We start from the raw sequence: 13313 nt of genomic DNA, 5'->3' as shown, positions 1-13313 counted from the left end.
TCCCTTGGATTGTGGTCGAGAAAAAGTTTCACTTAACGTAGGTACTGCAGAGGCACGAGGACGATGTCCGGGAAAATCACCAGCAGCGCCAGCACGATGGTTTCGGCGACGAGGAACGGCCAGACACCGATCGTGACCTTGCCGAGCGGGATGCGGCCGACGCCGCTGACGACGTTCAGCACCACGCCAACCGGCGGGGTAATCAGGCCGATGGCGTTGTTGATGATGAAGAGAACACCGAAATAGACCGGGTCGATGCCCGCCTGCTTGATGATGGGCATCAGAACTGGCGTCAGGATCAGAATGGTCGGCGTCAGGTCAAGCGCGGTGCCGACGACGAAGACCAGCACCATGATGACAGCCATCAGCAGCATCGGACGGTCGATCAGCGGCTCGATGTAACCGGCAACTTCGTTCGGAATGTTCGCAGCTGTGATAAGCCATGCGGAGACGAGGGCCGCGCAGACCAGGAACATGATGATCGAGGTGCTCTTCGCGGCGCGCAGCAGCACGTGGAACAGGTCAGCCGGCTTCAGTTCGCGGTAGATCACCATGCCGACGAAAAGCGCATAGGCGGCAGCCACGACGGCGGCTTCCGTCGGCGTCATGATGCCGGCCTTGATACCGCCGAGGATGATGACGGGCATGCCGAGCGCCCAGCCGGCGCGGGCCGTGGCTGTAACGCGTTCCTTGGCCGTGGTTTTCGGCAGCGGCTTGACGTCGTCCTTGCGCACCACGATCAGCCAGGCGACGATCAGTGAGATGCCCATCAGAATACCGGGTACGATACCGGCAAGGAAAAGCTGGGTGATCGAAACGTTAGCGGCGACACCGAAGACGATGAACGCCATGGACGGTGGAATGACCGGGGCGATGATACCGCCGGCTGCGATCAGGCCGCCGGAGCGCGGAATATTGTAACCGGCCTTCGCCATCATCGGGATGAGGATTGCGGCGAGGGCTGCGGTATCGGCTGCGGCCGAACCGGAGATGCTGGCCATGATGATGGCAGCGACGATGGCCACGATGCCGAGGCCGCCCCTGATGTGGCCGACCAGCGCGATCGCAAAGTCGATGATGCGGCGGGACAGGCCGCCGGAATTCATCAGTTCGCCAGCGAGGATGAAGAAGGGGATGGCAAGCAGGGTGAAGGTGTCTGCGCCCGAGATCATGTTCTGCGCGATGATAGCGGTGTTGAACATGCCCATGTACCACATGAGCACGACGCCACAGAACATCAGCGAGAAAGCGACGGGAACGCCAATCGCCATGGCTCCCAGAAGAGAGCCGACAAAAACGAAAAGTGTCATGGTATCAGCGCTCCGAAAGCTGTTCGATCGTCAGGTTCTCGCCCGCAAACTGGGCGATTTCGTCTTCCGTCACGCGGCCCGTCAGAAGGCGGTACAGGCGTTCCAGCGCGATGACGAACATCAGGCCGCCGGTGAACATGCCGATGCCATAGACCCAGATCATGGAGAGCTTGGTGACCGGGGCGTGCATGCTGGCGTTGATGCCGGACTGTTTCCAGGTGCCCCAGAAGAAGATGGCGGAACAGGCCAGGATGATGATGTTCGAGATGATCATGCAGACGATGCGGGCGCGGCGCGACAGAAACATCACGAGCGTTTCAATGCCCATATGGCTGTTCTCGCGGAAGGTGAGTACCGCGCCGAGGAAGGTCAGCCACACGAAGAAGTAGCGTGACAGCTCTTCCGAGACATTGATGCCGGAATTCATCGTGTAACGCATGACGACGTTGACGAAGACCATGATCGACATGCCGGCAAGCAGCGCGACGAGAATGATTTCGAGAATCCGGTAAAAGAGATTGATGGTCTTTTGCATTTTCCCCTCCCGAAGAAATATCTAGAGCAGCCCTCGTTTCGCTAGGTTGCGCATCAGTGCCGCGGTGCCGAACGTCCATTCCGGGCATTCGTCAGTCGTCGTGACCCAGTTGATCAGCTTACCGAGCTTGGGCGTGGAGATTTCGACACGGTCACCCTTTGAATGGGTGAAGCCGAGACCTGGGCCATGGCGGTCCTTTACCGGCGCGAACATCGTGCCAAGGAAAAAGACTGCGCCGTCAGGATATTGGTGGTTACGGTTCAAGAGCTGCGAAGCGAGGTTTTCCGGCGTGCGGCTGATCGCCTCCATGGGGCTGACGCCCGTCATGGTGAAACCATCCTCTCCTTCGACCAGAAGAGAAATCTGCGCCTTCTTCACATCTTCAATGCTGAAGTTGCCATCGAACAGGCGGATGAACGGGCCGATTGCGCAGGAGGCATTGTTGTCCTTCGCCTTGCTGAGCAGCAGGGCGGAGCGGCCTTCGAAATCGCGCAGGTTGACGTCGTTGCCGAGCGTCGCGCCGACAATGCGACCGTCAGAGGTGATGGCCAACACCACTTCCGGCTCAGGGTTGTTCCACTGCGATTTGGGATGGACGCCGATCAGGGCACCGCAGCCGACGGAGGCCATGGCCTGCGCCTTGGAGAAGATTTCCGCATCCGGGCCGATGCCCACTTCCAGATATTGCGACCAGAGGCCCATTTCCTGGAGCAGTTTTTTCACCTCGGCGGCTTTTTCTGAGCCGGCCTCAAGTCCCTTGAGATTGTCGCCAAGAACAGGCGCCAGCCGTCCGCGAATTTCCTGCGCACGCAGCGGATCGCCCTTGGCCTGTTCCTCGATCACGCGTTCCAGCATGCTGTCGGCGAAGGTGACACCTGCAGCCTTGACGGCCTGAATATCGTTGGGAGCGAGGAGATCGCCGGCTGAGCCGTCCAGAAACGCGTCCAGCGCGCCTAAGGCGACGAAAGTACCGGTGTCCTTGAGCTGCTCCACCAGGTCGGTCTTCTCCAGAAGCTCTGACATGGTTGGAGAAATAGATGTGAGGTCATAAAGCACGCCATCCTTGAGGAGGACGGGGCAGGGGCCGCCTTCGCTTTTCGACCAGACGCGGCCGACGAGCAAAGCGTTTTCATAATCCTCAGGCAAAATTGCGGTAGCGTCGATCGACCTTACGCCGGCCATGTATATCCTCCCCTTTCAGACTTCCGACAGGCCGCCTCCTGCGGTCTTATTGTCTGGATGTCTGACAACCTAATCTTATTCTTCTTAGTATGACTTTTCGAGCGAGTCTAGCGGTCTCGCGGACAAATTTATCATGTATCGCTCATGAAGCGCGGAAACCTGTCCTATAGCTTGACTGCCAGTCCTTTTTTCCAGTCAAAATATATCCAGCTCCAGATTGACGCGGCTCGCCGCACCAATCAGATGCTTGCGCATCGCGTTCTTGGCCGCGGGCGCATCAGCTTTTTCCACGGCCTCGTAAATTGCCACATGTTCGGCAATCGTTACCTCGAGAATTTCCCCAAAAACCGCCCGGGAGAAAGCGATGTTGATGGCGGAACTGATGCGCTCCGCAATGAAGCCGAGGAACATCAGGAAATATTCGTTTTGTGTGGCCTCAGCCAGAATACGGTGGAAGTCCAGATCGGCGGCAACGCCTTCCGTCGACCAATCGTCGGCGGTTTTCATCTTTTCCAGTGCCGCGGCCAGTCGCGCCAACTGCTGCGGGCTACGATGCAATGCCGCCAGCCCTGCTGCTTCTATTTCCAGCGGCATGCGAAGCTGGAATAGATCGCGGAAGTTCTCCGGATCGTTCAGCCGGGAGCGCTCGATGCGGATGGACAGTCTCTGCCGGGGATCGGTGACGAATGCGCCCACGCCCTGCCGGGTTTCGACGAAACCTTCATTGCGCAATTGTGCTATCGCCTCGCGGATGACAGAGCGGCTCACCCCGAAGGTTTTTGCCAGCACATGTTCAGTCGGCAGCCTGTCGCCCGGCCCGAGTTTCGAATCGTTGATCTCGCGTGCGATCTCTGCGGCGATGCGGCCGGGGAGATGATCGTTGCGATGTATCTGATTGAACTCCAGCGTCATGGTTGCTCCCGTTCCACAGAAACGATTGGTTCGTTTTTCCCGCTGCAGACGACTTCCTCCTTCGCCGTCAGCGGGGTTTTTTAAGGCGGCGTTTTCAGCCGCCTCTGCCGTACCTTGATTAGCTATCCGGTTGCAGGGTTATCTGGCAACCGGGATTCATCCGCAAATCAGGGTCGAAGGTGTTTTTCAGGCCAGTGATCATCCGCCGCTGCACATCAGATAGCCGGCTTTCGAAATCCGAGCGTTTCAACCGGCCGATGCCGTGCTCGGCGCTGATGCTGCCGACGTAACGGTCGAGCACCTCATTGACGAGCGTTTTGGACTTGTGGATGAATGCTTCGCGCTCTTCCGGCGTCGAACCGTTTGGCGGCAGCACGTTGAGGTGGACGTTTCCGTCTCCCACATGGCCGTAGGAAACAGCGAGGCACTCCGGCAGTTTTTCCGCCAGTTCCGCCTCGGCTTCGGCCACGAAAGCCGCGAGTTTTGACAGCGGTACGGAAATATCGGTGCGCATATGGCTGCCGCGCAGCGCCTGGCCTTCGTTCATGCCTTCGCGGAATAGCCAAAGCGATTGCGCCTGCGCCCGTGACGATGCGATGACGCCATCCAGCACCAGCCCGTCTTCCATGACGCCTTCGAGGAAGCGGCCCATCAGGTCTGCGGTGTCGACCAGGCCGGAGCCTGAAATTTCCATCAGTACATAGGCCGGGTAGTCACCGGCGATCGGCATTTTAAGGTCGGGGATTGCCTCGATCGCCAGCGTGAAGGCGACCGGCGGCATAAATTCGAAGGCAGACATCAGGTCGCAGCATTCGCGACGGGCGCGACGGTAAAGCTTGATGGCATCGTTAAGCGAATTGAGGCCGAGCAGCGCCGTTTCGACGTGTTCCGGATTGGGGTAAAGCTTGACGGCAACGGCGGTGATAATGCCGAGCGTTCCTTCCGCACCGATGAAAAGCTGCTTCAGGTCGATGCCGCGATTATCCTTGCGCAGCGTCGACAGCCCATTCCAGATAGTGCCATCCGGTAGCACCACTTCGAGACCCAGGACCAGTTCGCGCGTCATCCCGTACCGCAGCACATTGATGCCGCCGGCATTTGTGGAGACATTACCGCCTATACGGCAGCTACCCTGGGCCCCAAGTGATAGCGGGAAGAACATACCCTTGTCCTGCACCGCGTCCTTGAATTCCGAGAGAATGCAGCCCGCTTCCACGACGGCGGAAAAATCATCGCTGTCTATGGTGCGGATGGCGTTCATGCGCTCGAGGCTCAGAACGACCTGGCGTTTAGGCGCATCGGGAATGCCGCCGAGTACAAGACCGGTATTGCCGCCCTGAGGGATGATGGCGAGTCCGAGTTCGGCGCAGGCGCGCACCGTATCAGATACTTCCTCCGTCGACCGGGGACGGATCACAGCTACAGCCGAACTGGTGACGTCGCCATGCCAGTCCCGGCAATAACGCAGCATGTCCTCCGGCGACGTGAGCACCAAAGCCTCGCCCAACCTGTTCTTCAGCGAGAATCGCAATTCCCCGATATCGTGTTCGCTGACGATCGTCATTCCACCCTCTCCGCTCAATCCGCCCTGAAATGTCCGGGCAAGGCTTCTTCGCCCTTGCTTTTGCCGGTTTGTGAAAAAATACTATTTTCAACTCGATAATATAAGGTTATCAGACAACCTTACAAGCTAATTTATCGGTCGGTTGGCTGATGATGTTTTTTCGGTCTCGGGAGAACGACCGGGACAAAGAGGAGGAAGACATGCATATCGCAATTATTGGCGCCGCTGGCATGGTGGGCCGCAAGCTGACGCAGCGTCTCGTCAAGGACGGGTCACTGGGTGGCAAGGCGGTGGAGAAATTCACGCTTATCGACGTGTTCCAGCCCGAAGCGCCTGCCGGTTTTTCCGGTGCCGTCGATGCGCGCGCGGCCGATCTTTCCGCATCTGGCGAAGCCGAAAAGCTGGTCGAAGCCCGTCCGGACGTCATCTTCCACCTTGCCGCCATCGTCTCCGGCGAAGCCGAACTCGATTTCGACAAGGGCTACCGCATCAATCTCGACGGCACGCGTTATCTCTTCGATGCCATCCGCCTTGCCAACGGCAAGGATGGCTACAAGCCGCGCGTGGTCTTCACCTCCTCGATCGCCGTCTTCGGTGCGCCGCTTCCCTATCCGATCCCGGACGAATTCCACACCACGCCGCTGACCAGCTACGGTACGCAGAAGGCTATCTGCGAATTGCTCCTGTCCGACTACAGCCGCCGCGGTTTCTTTGACGGCATCGGCATTCGCCTTCCCACTATCTGCATTCGTCCCGGCAAGCCGAATGCGGCTGCCTCCGGCTTCTTCTCCAATATCCTGCGCGAGCCGCTGGTTGGCCAGGAGGCGGTTCTGCCGGTGCCGGAAAGCATTCGCCATTGGCACGCCTCGCCGCGTTCCGCCGTCGGTTTCCTTATTCATGGCGCCACGATCGACGTAGAAAAGGTCGGCCCGCGCCGCAACCTGTCGATGCCGGGCCTCAGCGCCACCGTCGGCGAGCAGATTGAGGCACTGCGCAAGGTGGCGGGGGAAAAGGCCGTCGCCCTCATCCGTCGCGAGCCGAACGAGATGATCATGCGCATGTGCGAAGGCTGGGCGCCCGGTTTCGAAGCCAAGCGTGCCCGCGAACTGGGCTTTACGGCGGAAAGCTCCTTCGAAGAGATTATTCAGGTTCATATTGAGGACGAACTGGGAGGTTCACTGAAATGAGTGTCGGCGGGGAGGAGAAGAAGCGCTCGGTCGCCTTTATCGGCACCGGCCTGATGGGAGGGCCGATGGCCCGGCGCCTGCTGGGTGCGGGCTTTTCGGTCACGGTCTGGAACCGCAGTGTCGATAAGGCCGAGGCTCTTGTTGCCGATGGCGCGGTCGTCGCGGCATCGCCGGCAGATGCAGCCAAGGGCGCCGATATTGTCATCACCATGCTGAGTGACGGCAAGGCCGTGGGCGAGGTGCTGTTCGAGGCCGGCGTGGCCGAAGCGCTGAAAAAGGGGGCTGTCGTCATCGACAGCAGCTCGATTGCGCCGCCGATCGCGCGTGAACACTCCTCCCGGCTTCAGGCGCTTGGCATCCATCACGTCGATGCACCGGTTTCGGGCGGTGTGCCGGGCGCGACGGCCGGTACACTCGCCATCATGGCCGGTGGAGACGAGGCGCTGATCGCGGATCTTGCTGATGTCTTTGCACCGATGGGCCGGCTCACCTATGTGGGTCCCTCGGGTGCCGGCCAGCTCTGCAAGCTCGCCAATCAGCAGATCGTCGCCATTACGATCGGCGCGGTTGCCGAAGCGATGATGCTGGTGGAAGCGGGAGGAGCCTCTCGCGAAGGTTTCCGCAATGCCATACGTGGCGGCTTTGCCGAAAGCCGGATACTGGAATTGCATGGCGAACGCATGGTGAAGCGCAATTTCGTGCCGGGTGGTCCATCCAAATTCCAGCTCAAGGATCTGAATGGCGTGTTGGCAACGGCGAAGGACCTGTCGCTTACCCTGCCGCTTACGCAGCAGGTGACGCGGGAATTCGACGACTTCGTTGGTGACGGCGGTGCCGATATCGATCACAGCGGCATCCTGCTTTACCTCGAAAAACTCAACAACCGCGAACAGGGCTGAGGCAGGCTTATGAGCGACGAGAAGACACCCATGCGCCGGCTGCGATCGCAGGACTGGTTCGACAACCCTGATCATCTCGACATGACGGCGCTCTATCTGGAGCGCTTCATGAATTATGGCGTGACGCCGGAAGAACTGCGTTCCGGCAAGCCGGTGATCGGCATCGCCCAGAGCGGCAGCGATCTTACGCCCTGCAACCGCGTCCATGTGGAGTTGGTGAAGCGTGTGCGCGACGGCATCCGTGATGCGGGCGGTATTCCTATCGAATTCCCGACCCATCCGATGTTCGAAAACTGCAAGCGCCCGACGGCAGCGCTCGACCGCAATCTTGCCTATCTCAGCCTCGTGGAAGTGCTTTACGGTTATCCGCTCGACGGTGTCGTGTTAACGACGGGCTGCGACAAGACCACGCCCTCGGCATTGATGGCGGCGAGCACGGTCGATATTCCGGCCATCGTGCTCTCCGGCGGGCCGATGCTCGACGGTTATCATGAGGGCGATCTGGTCGGTTCCGGCACTGTGATCTGGCGCATGCGCCGCAAATATGGCGCTGGCGAAATCACCCGGGAGGAGTTTCTGCAGGCGGCGCTGGAATCCGCGCCATCGGTCGGACATTGCAACACCATGGGCACGGCGTCGACCATGAACGCCATCGCGGAAGCGCTTGGGATGTCGCTCACCGGCTGCGGGGCAATCCCCGCCGCTTACCGTGAACGCGGCCAGATGGCCTATCGCACCGGCCGCCGCGCCGTCGAACTGGTTGTTGAGAATATCAAGCCCTCGGACATCATGACGCGCGAAGCCTTCCTGAACGCGATCCGCGTCAACTCGGCGATCGGTGGCTCTACCAATGCCCAGCCGCATCTCGCGGCCATGGCAAAACATGCGGGCGTTGAACTCCGTGAAGAGGACTGGCAGGTCCACGGCTACGATATTCCGCTGTTGGCCAACATACAGCCGGCCGGCAAATGGCTCGGCGAGAAATATCACCGCGCCGGCGGTACGCCCGCCATCATGTGGGAGCTTCTGCAGGCGGGCAAGCTCGATGGAAGCTGTCGGACCGTGACCGGTAGAACTGTGGCGGAAAATCTGGAAGGTCGGGAATCGACCGACCGAGATGTGATCCTTCCTTATGACAAGCCGCTGAAGGAACGGGCAGGTTTCCTGGTTCTCAAGGGCAATCTGTTCGATTTCGCCATCATGAAGACGAGCGTGATCTCGGCGGAGTTCCGGCAGCGCTATCTCAACGAGCCGGGGCACGAGGGAATTTTCGAGGGCAGATGCGTGGTTTTTGACGGTTCGGAAGACTATCACGCCCGCATCAATGATCCGTCCCTCAATATTGATGAGCGTACCATTCTCGTCATTCGTGGTGCGGGGCCGCTTGGCTGGCCCGGCTCGGCCGAGGTCGTCAACATGCAGCCGCCGGATGCGCTTTTGAAAAAAGGAATCACCAGCCTGCCGACGATCGGCGACGGCCGGCAATCGGGAACGGCGGACAGTCCGTCCATTCTCAACGCCTCGCCCGAAAGTGCTGCCGGCGGTGGCCTGGCGTGGCTTCGCACGGGCGATGTGATCCGCATCGACTTCAACAAGGGCGAGTGTAACGTGCTGGTGCCGGATGAGGAGCTTGCAGCCCGCAAGGCAGACGGCATTCCGGCTGTTCCCGCGGATGCGACGCCCTGGCAGCGCATTTATCGTCAGTCGGTAACGCAGCTTTCGGACGGCGCGGTTCTGGAAGGCGCTGCGGATTTCCGCCGCATTGCCGAGAAGATGCCCCGGCACAATCATTGATCACACGACCAGAATCCCCGGCCACGTCCGGGGATTTTTCTTTTCGGGCAGTTTCGTAAATGCGTGTGACCTCATAAGGTGCCTGCACATCCGCATTATAGGGGCAGGACATGACTGATATTTCGATGATAGAAGCCGCGCGGGAGCGCATCGGCACTCAAGCGGTTCGCACGCCGCTTCTCTCATCACCTTTTCTGGACGAGATTGCCGGGCGAAAGCTCTTCGTAAAAGCTGAATGCCTGCAAAGAACGGGTTCCTTCAAGTTTCGTGGCGGCTGGTCGGCCGTCTCAGGCCTGCCTGCGGAGGTCCGCGCCAAAGGCGTCATCGCCTTTTCCTCCGGTAACCATGCGCAGGGCGTGGCGCTTGCCGCCAGCCTCCACGGCGTTCCCGCCGTCATCATCATGCCGACGGATGCGCCGAAGATCAAAATCGACAATACCCGTGCTTATGGCGCGGAGGTGGTGCTTTATGACCGCGCGAATGAGGATCGCGATGCCATTGGGGACCGCATTTCGCGCGAGCGCGGGTTGACGCTGATCAGGCCCTATGACGAACCGCTGGTCATTGCCGGGCAGGGGACGGTGGGGCTCGAGATTGCTGAACAGGGGGCGGAACTGGGTATCGATTCAGCCGAGATCCTGGTGCCGTGCGGCGGCGGTGGCCTTACATCCGGCATATCCCTTGCGCTTGCAGCGAAAGCACCGAACTATAAGGTCAGGACTTCGGAACCGGAGCGGTTCGATGATGTGGCACGCTCTCTTGCCTCGGGCAAGATCGAGCGGAACGCCACGACCTCGGGTTCGATCTGCGACGCGATCGTTACGCCGCAGCCCGGTAACATCACCTTCCCGATCATGGTTGGGCTTTGCGGGAAAGGCATCGCCGTGACCGAAGAGGAAGCGCTGCGGGCAATGGTTCTCGCCTTCAACCGGCTGAAGATCGTCGTTGAGCCCGGTGGAGCGGTGGCCCTGGCGGCGGCCCTCTTCCATGGCGATGAACTGGAGAGTGAAACGGTGATCGCAGTCGCTTCCGGCGGCAATGTCGATCCGGAGGTCATGACGGGTGCGCTGTCCCGTTTCGGCTGAGCGGGTTGGGATCAAGCCCCAAGCCGCGCCGCGACCTCGTTGGCGATGGCCAGCGAGGCAGTAAGGCCGGGGCTTTCGATGCCGAAGAGATTGACGAGACCGTTGACGCCATGCGTCTCCGGCCCGTCAATGCGGAAATCCATAGCGGGTTCGTCCGGACCTGAAATCTTCGGCCGGATTCCAGAATAGGCCGGAATCAACGCATGGTCGGGAAGGCGCGGCCAATAACGCCGTATCGCATCATCAAAACCTTCCATGCGTTGGGAATCGACGGCGTAATCGATGGCGTCCACCCACTCCACATCCGGGCCGAAACGAGCCTGCCCAGCAAGATCGAGGGTGAGATGTACGCCAAGGCCATGAGTATGAGGTGCCGGGTAGATGAGCCTTGAAAAGGGTGACTTGCCGGCCAGCGAAAAATAGCTGCCCTTGGCGAAACGCGCCTGCGGGATACCATCCTCCGGCAATCCCTCTATCTTTCTCGCCAACATCGGCGCAACAAGTCCGGCGGAATTGATGAGCAGCCGGCACGTCAGGCTGGTGGGCTCCGCGCCGCCGACGTGGATCCGAAAACCATCGCCCGCCACTTCCGCCCTTTCGAAGGGGGCGTTGACGGCCATGGCCGCGCCGTGATCCTGTGCGTCTCCGAACAGCGCCAGCATGTATCCGTGACTGTCGATGATACCGGTCGAAGGTGACGTAAGGGCTGCAACGCAGGTAAGCGCGGGTTCGAGTAAAACCGCCTGTCGTTCATCAATCAGCTCAAGATCGTTACATCCGTTGGCCTTGCCCTTCTCCTGGAGAGTGGCGAGCATGGCCGTCTCTTCATGGCTCGTGGCGACGATGAGTTTGCCGCAGCGGCGATGAGCAACGCCGTGGCTCTGGCAGAAAGCATAAAGACGCTCCTTGCCCTCCACGCAAAGTCGGGCCTTGAGGCTTCCAGGCGGGTAATAAAGGCCTGCGTGGATAACTTCGCTGTTGCGGGAGGAAGTGATCGAGCCAAATTCCTTTTCGCTTTCCAGGATGACGACGAAGAGGCCGCGCATAGCGAGTTCTCGCGCTGTCGCCAGGCCGATCACACCGGCTCCAATAATGATGGCGTCGATATCTGTCATGGTATTTTCCGTGTCCGCATTGCCTTCAGACGGAAAGCGCCCCGTCGCGCTGATGCCGCGCAATGGGTAGATTGATGCTTGCCGCCCGGCAAGTTGCAATCCGTATTTTTCCCGATGCACGTATCTTATGGAATATTATCTCTACTGAAACAGTGGGGAATAAAGCTATTCTACGAGTGAAATAAGCAATGCCCGCTTTGAAGGGCCGAGCAGGAAGGGAGTGTACAATGTCTTATTCCAAGGCAGGAAAAGTAAAAGACTTTGTTTCGCAGCCCCAGTCGCCGCGCAACTGGAAAGATTCGGTTCATGCGGCTCTCGTCGGCGTCTGCATGGCCTTTGTCGCTGCCGTCATATTCGGTCTCGTTCCCTGATCCTCCCGATCTTCTCATCAGGTAATTTGAGAACAAAAGGCCGGTCGCTCCTCCGACCGGCCTTTTTCATTCCCATTCACGACTTCAGGTAATCTTCCGCAAGATCGACCCAGAAAGCGGTTCCGATTGGCAGGATTTCGTCGTTGAAATCAAATTTTGGATGGTGCAACGGCGGGTCGTTGTCGGTTCGTGCGGTGCCGAGGAAGAAATAACAGCCCGGCCGTTTCTCCAGCATGTAGGCAAAGTCTTCCGCGCCCATCGACGGGCGCTGCATTTCTGCGACCTTTTCAGGCCCGGCAAAACGGCGGGCGAGATCGGCGACATAATCCGTTTCCGCCCTGTGGTTGACGGTTGCATTATAACCGCGCTCGTAATCGATGGTGACGCTCATGCCGTAGCTGGCCGCCTGGCCTTCGGCTATCGCCCGAATGCGCTTTTCCAGCTCATCGCGCACGCCCGGATCGAAGGAACGGATGGTCAGTAGCATTTCCGCCGTTTCGGGAATGACGTTGCTGGCGGCACCGGCATGGAAGGCGCCAACGGTGACGACCGCCGACAGCTGCGGATGGATGTTGCGTGAAACCACCGTCTGCAGCGCCATGATGATGCTTGCCCCGGCAACGATAGGATCAGCGGCATCCTGCGGTTTGGCACCGTGGCCGCCATAACCGTTGACGGTGATCTTGCACTCGTCGACCGCGGCAAGGATCGGCCCGTCGCGCAGCACGAAGTGCCCGAAGGGCAGGCCAGGGTCGTTGTGGAGTGCAAAAACCGCATCGCAGGGAAAGCGGTCGAACAGGCCGTCCTCGATCATGATGCGGGCGCCGCCGAAATTTTCCTCCGCCGGCTGGAAGATCAGATGCAGTGTTCCGTTAAAATTCCTGCGTTCGGCTATGATCTTCGCTGCGCCGAGAAGCATGGCAGTATGGCCATCATGGCCGCAGGCATGCATCACGCCCTGATTGGCGCTCGCATACTCCGCCCCCGTTTCTTCGTGGATCGGCAGGGCGTCGATATCGGCTCGAATGCCAAGCGTGCGCGTGCTGTCACCATTGCGCAGCGTGGCGACAACGCCAGTGCCGGCGAGCCCGCGCGTTACCTCGTACCCCATCGCCAGCAATTGTTCGGCAATGAAATCCGAGGTCTTGAACTCGGAGAGGCCTATTTCAGGGTGACGGTGCAGGTGGCGGCGGATTGCCACCACATCCGGCATATGATTGGCGAAAGACGTCATGGTGGCGGTCTGTCTGGTCATTTTCGAAGTCCCGGGTTTCGCCGTTTTTTACGGTGCTTTTTCAAAATGACATAGCAGCATATGCATGGGCATGTAAGGGGCGCCGCAGGCACTCAGACGGCCTG

The 13313-nt window shown here is 59.6% G+C and carries 12 protein-coding genes; 5 read left to right on the top strand and 7 right to left on the bottom strand.

The features are described from left to right. Positions 1–32: 32 nt before the first annotated feature. From ACZ47E_RS11765 to ACZ47E_RS11745, 5 genes are all read right to left on the bottom strand, one after another. Complete coding sequence (locus tag ACZ47E_RS11765; protein WP_004444023.1) at positions 33–1310, bottom strand: TRAP transporter large permease; 1278 nt, start codon at positions 1308–1310, stop codon at positions 33–35. 4 nt (positions 1311–1314) lie between these two features. Then, a complete protein-coding gene (locus tag ACZ47E_RS11760; protein ID WP_004444021.1) occupies positions 1315–1845 on the bottom strand; it encodes a TRAP transporter small permease in 531 nt (176 codons plus the stop codon). 21 nt (positions 1846–1866) lie between these two features. Beyond that, positions 1867–3027: a fumarylacetoacetate hydrolase family protein gene (locus tag ACZ47E_RS11755; protein WP_278067073.1), complete on the bottom strand. Its 1161-nt coding sequence runs from the start codon at positions 3025–3027 to the stop codon at positions 1867–1869. A gap of 195 nt (positions 3028–3222) precedes the next feature. Then, the gene (locus ACZ47E_RS11750; protein ID WP_035207984.1) at positions 3223–3939 is read right to left on the bottom strand and encodes a FadR/GntR family transcriptional regulator; all 717 of its coding nucleotides are present in this window, start codon (positions 3937–3939) and stop codon (positions 3223–3225) included. 118 nt (positions 3940–4057) lie between these two features. Next, positions 4058–5503, bottom strand: coding sequence for an FAD-binding oxidoreductase (locus tag ACZ47E_RS11745; protein ID WP_278067072.1), 1446 nt, complete (start codon positions 5501–5503; stop codon positions 4058–4060). 200 nt (positions 5504–5703) lie between these two features. Here ACZ47E_RS11745 and denD point away from each other — a divergent pair, with 200 nt between their 5' ends. From denD to ACZ47E_RS11725, 4 genes are all read left to right on the top strand, one after another. Then, entirely contained in the window at positions 5704–6690 is a 987-nt protein-coding gene (gene denD / locus ACZ47E_RS11740) for a D-erythronate dehydrogenase (RefSeq protein ID WP_037090136.1), read from the top strand. Next, positions 6687–7589: an NAD(P)-dependent oxidoreductase gene (locus tag ACZ47E_RS11735; RefSeq protein ID WP_006698294.1), complete on the top strand. Its 903-nt coding sequence runs from the start codon at positions 6687–6689 to the stop codon at positions 7587–7589. The genes denD and ACZ47E_RS11735 overlap by 4 nt, the downstream gene beginning before the upstream one ends. Before the next feature lie 9 nt (positions 7590–7598). Continuing rightward, positions 7599–9383: an IlvD/Edd family dehydratase gene (locus tag ACZ47E_RS11730; protein ID WP_004444006.1), complete on the top strand. Its 1785-nt coding sequence runs from the start codon at positions 7599–7601 to the stop codon at positions 9381–9383. 110 nt (positions 9384–9493) lie between these two features. Further along, positions 9494–10468: a threonine ammonia-lyase gene (locus ACZ47E_RS11725; protein ID WP_112765651.1), complete on the top strand. Its 975-nt coding sequence runs from the start codon at positions 9494–9496 to the stop codon at positions 10466–10468. An 11-nt stretch (positions 10469–10479) separates the two neighbouring features. Here the strand turns inward: ACZ47E_RS11725 and ACZ47E_RS11720 are convergent, their stop codons facing one another. Continuing rightward, the gene (locus ACZ47E_RS11720; protein ID WP_278067071.1) at positions 10480–11583 is read right to left on the bottom strand and encodes an NAD(P)/FAD-dependent oxidoreductase; all 1104 of its coding nucleotides are present in this window, start codon (positions 11581–11583) and stop codon (positions 10480–10482) included. 227 nt (positions 11584–11810) lie between these two features. On the opposite strand from ACZ47E_RS11720, the gene ACZ47E_RS11715 reads away from it, so the two are divergent. Further along, the gene (locus ACZ47E_RS11715; protein ID WP_004443999.1) at positions 11811–11954 is read left to right on the top strand and encodes a hypothetical protein; all 144 of its coding nucleotides are present in this window, start codon (positions 11811–11813) and stop codon (positions 11952–11954) included. Positions 11955–12030: 76 nt separating this feature from the next. Here the strand turns inward: ACZ47E_RS11715 and ACZ47E_RS11710 are convergent, their stop codons facing one another. After that, positions 12031–13209 (bottom strand): M20 aminoacylase family protein, encoded by a 1179-nt coding sequence (locus ACZ47E_RS11710; protein ID WP_278067070.1) that lies wholly within the window; start codon positions 13207–13209, stop codon positions 12031–12033. Between the last annotated feature and the right edge of the window lie 104 nt (positions 13210–13313).

The organism is Agrobacterium sp. 5Ca39 (assembly GCF_055382365.1).
The sequence above is the reverse complement of the archived record's forward strand: the minus strand, read 5'-3'. Positions and strand labels throughout refer to the sequence as shown.

What these genes read in the sequence shown, in the direction of transcription:
- ACZ47E_RS11765 (WP_004444023.1), bottom strand. Translation starts at nt 1,310, where the DNA reads ATGACACTTTTCGTTTTTGTCGGCTCTCTTCTGGGAGCCATGGCGATT.
- ACZ47E_RS11760 (WP_004444021.1), bottom strand. Translation starts at nt 1,845, where the DNA reads ATGCAAAAGACCATCAATCTCTTTTACCGGATTCTCGAAATCATTCTC.
- ACZ47E_RS11755 (WP_278067073.1), bottom strand. Translation starts at nt 3,027, where the DNA reads ATGGCCGGCGTAAGGTCGATCGACGCTACCGCAATTTTGCCTGAGGAT.
- ACZ47E_RS11750 (WP_035207984.1), bottom strand. Translation starts at nt 3,939, where the DNA reads ATGACGCTGGAGTTCAATCAGATACATCGCAACGATCATCTCCCCGGC.
- ACZ47E_RS11745 (WP_278067072.1), bottom strand. Translation starts at nt 5,503, where the DNA reads ATGACGATCGTCAGCGAACACGATATCGGGGAATTGCGATTCTCGCTG.
- denD (WP_037090136.1), top strand. Translation starts at nt 5,704, where the DNA reads ATGCATATCGCAATTATTGGCGCCGCTGGCATGGTGGGCCGCAAGCTG.
- ACZ47E_RS11735 (WP_006698294.1), top strand. Translation starts at nt 6,687, where the DNA reads ATGAGTGTCGGCGGGGAGGAGAAGAAGCGCTCGGTCGCCTTTATCGGC.
- ACZ47E_RS11730 (WP_004444006.1), top strand. Translation starts at nt 7,599, where the DNA reads ATGAGCGACGAGAAGACACCCATGCGCCGGCTGCGATCGCAGGACTGG.
- ACZ47E_RS11725 (WP_112765651.1), top strand. Translation starts at nt 9,494, where the DNA reads ATGACTGATATTTCGATGATAGAAGCCGCGCGGGAGCGCATCGGCACT.
- ACZ47E_RS11720 (WP_278067071.1), bottom strand. Translation starts at nt 11,583, where the DNA reads ATGACAGATATCGACGCCATCATTATTGGAGCCGGTGTGATCGGCCTG.
- ACZ47E_RS11715 (WP_004443999.1), top strand. Translation starts at nt 11,811, where the DNA reads ATGTCTTATTCCAAGGCAGGAAAAGTAAAAGACTTTGTTTCGCAGCCC.
- ACZ47E_RS11710 (WP_278067070.1), bottom strand. Translation starts at nt 13,209, where the DNA reads ATGACCAGACAGACCGCCACCATGACGTCTTTCGCCAATCATATGCCG.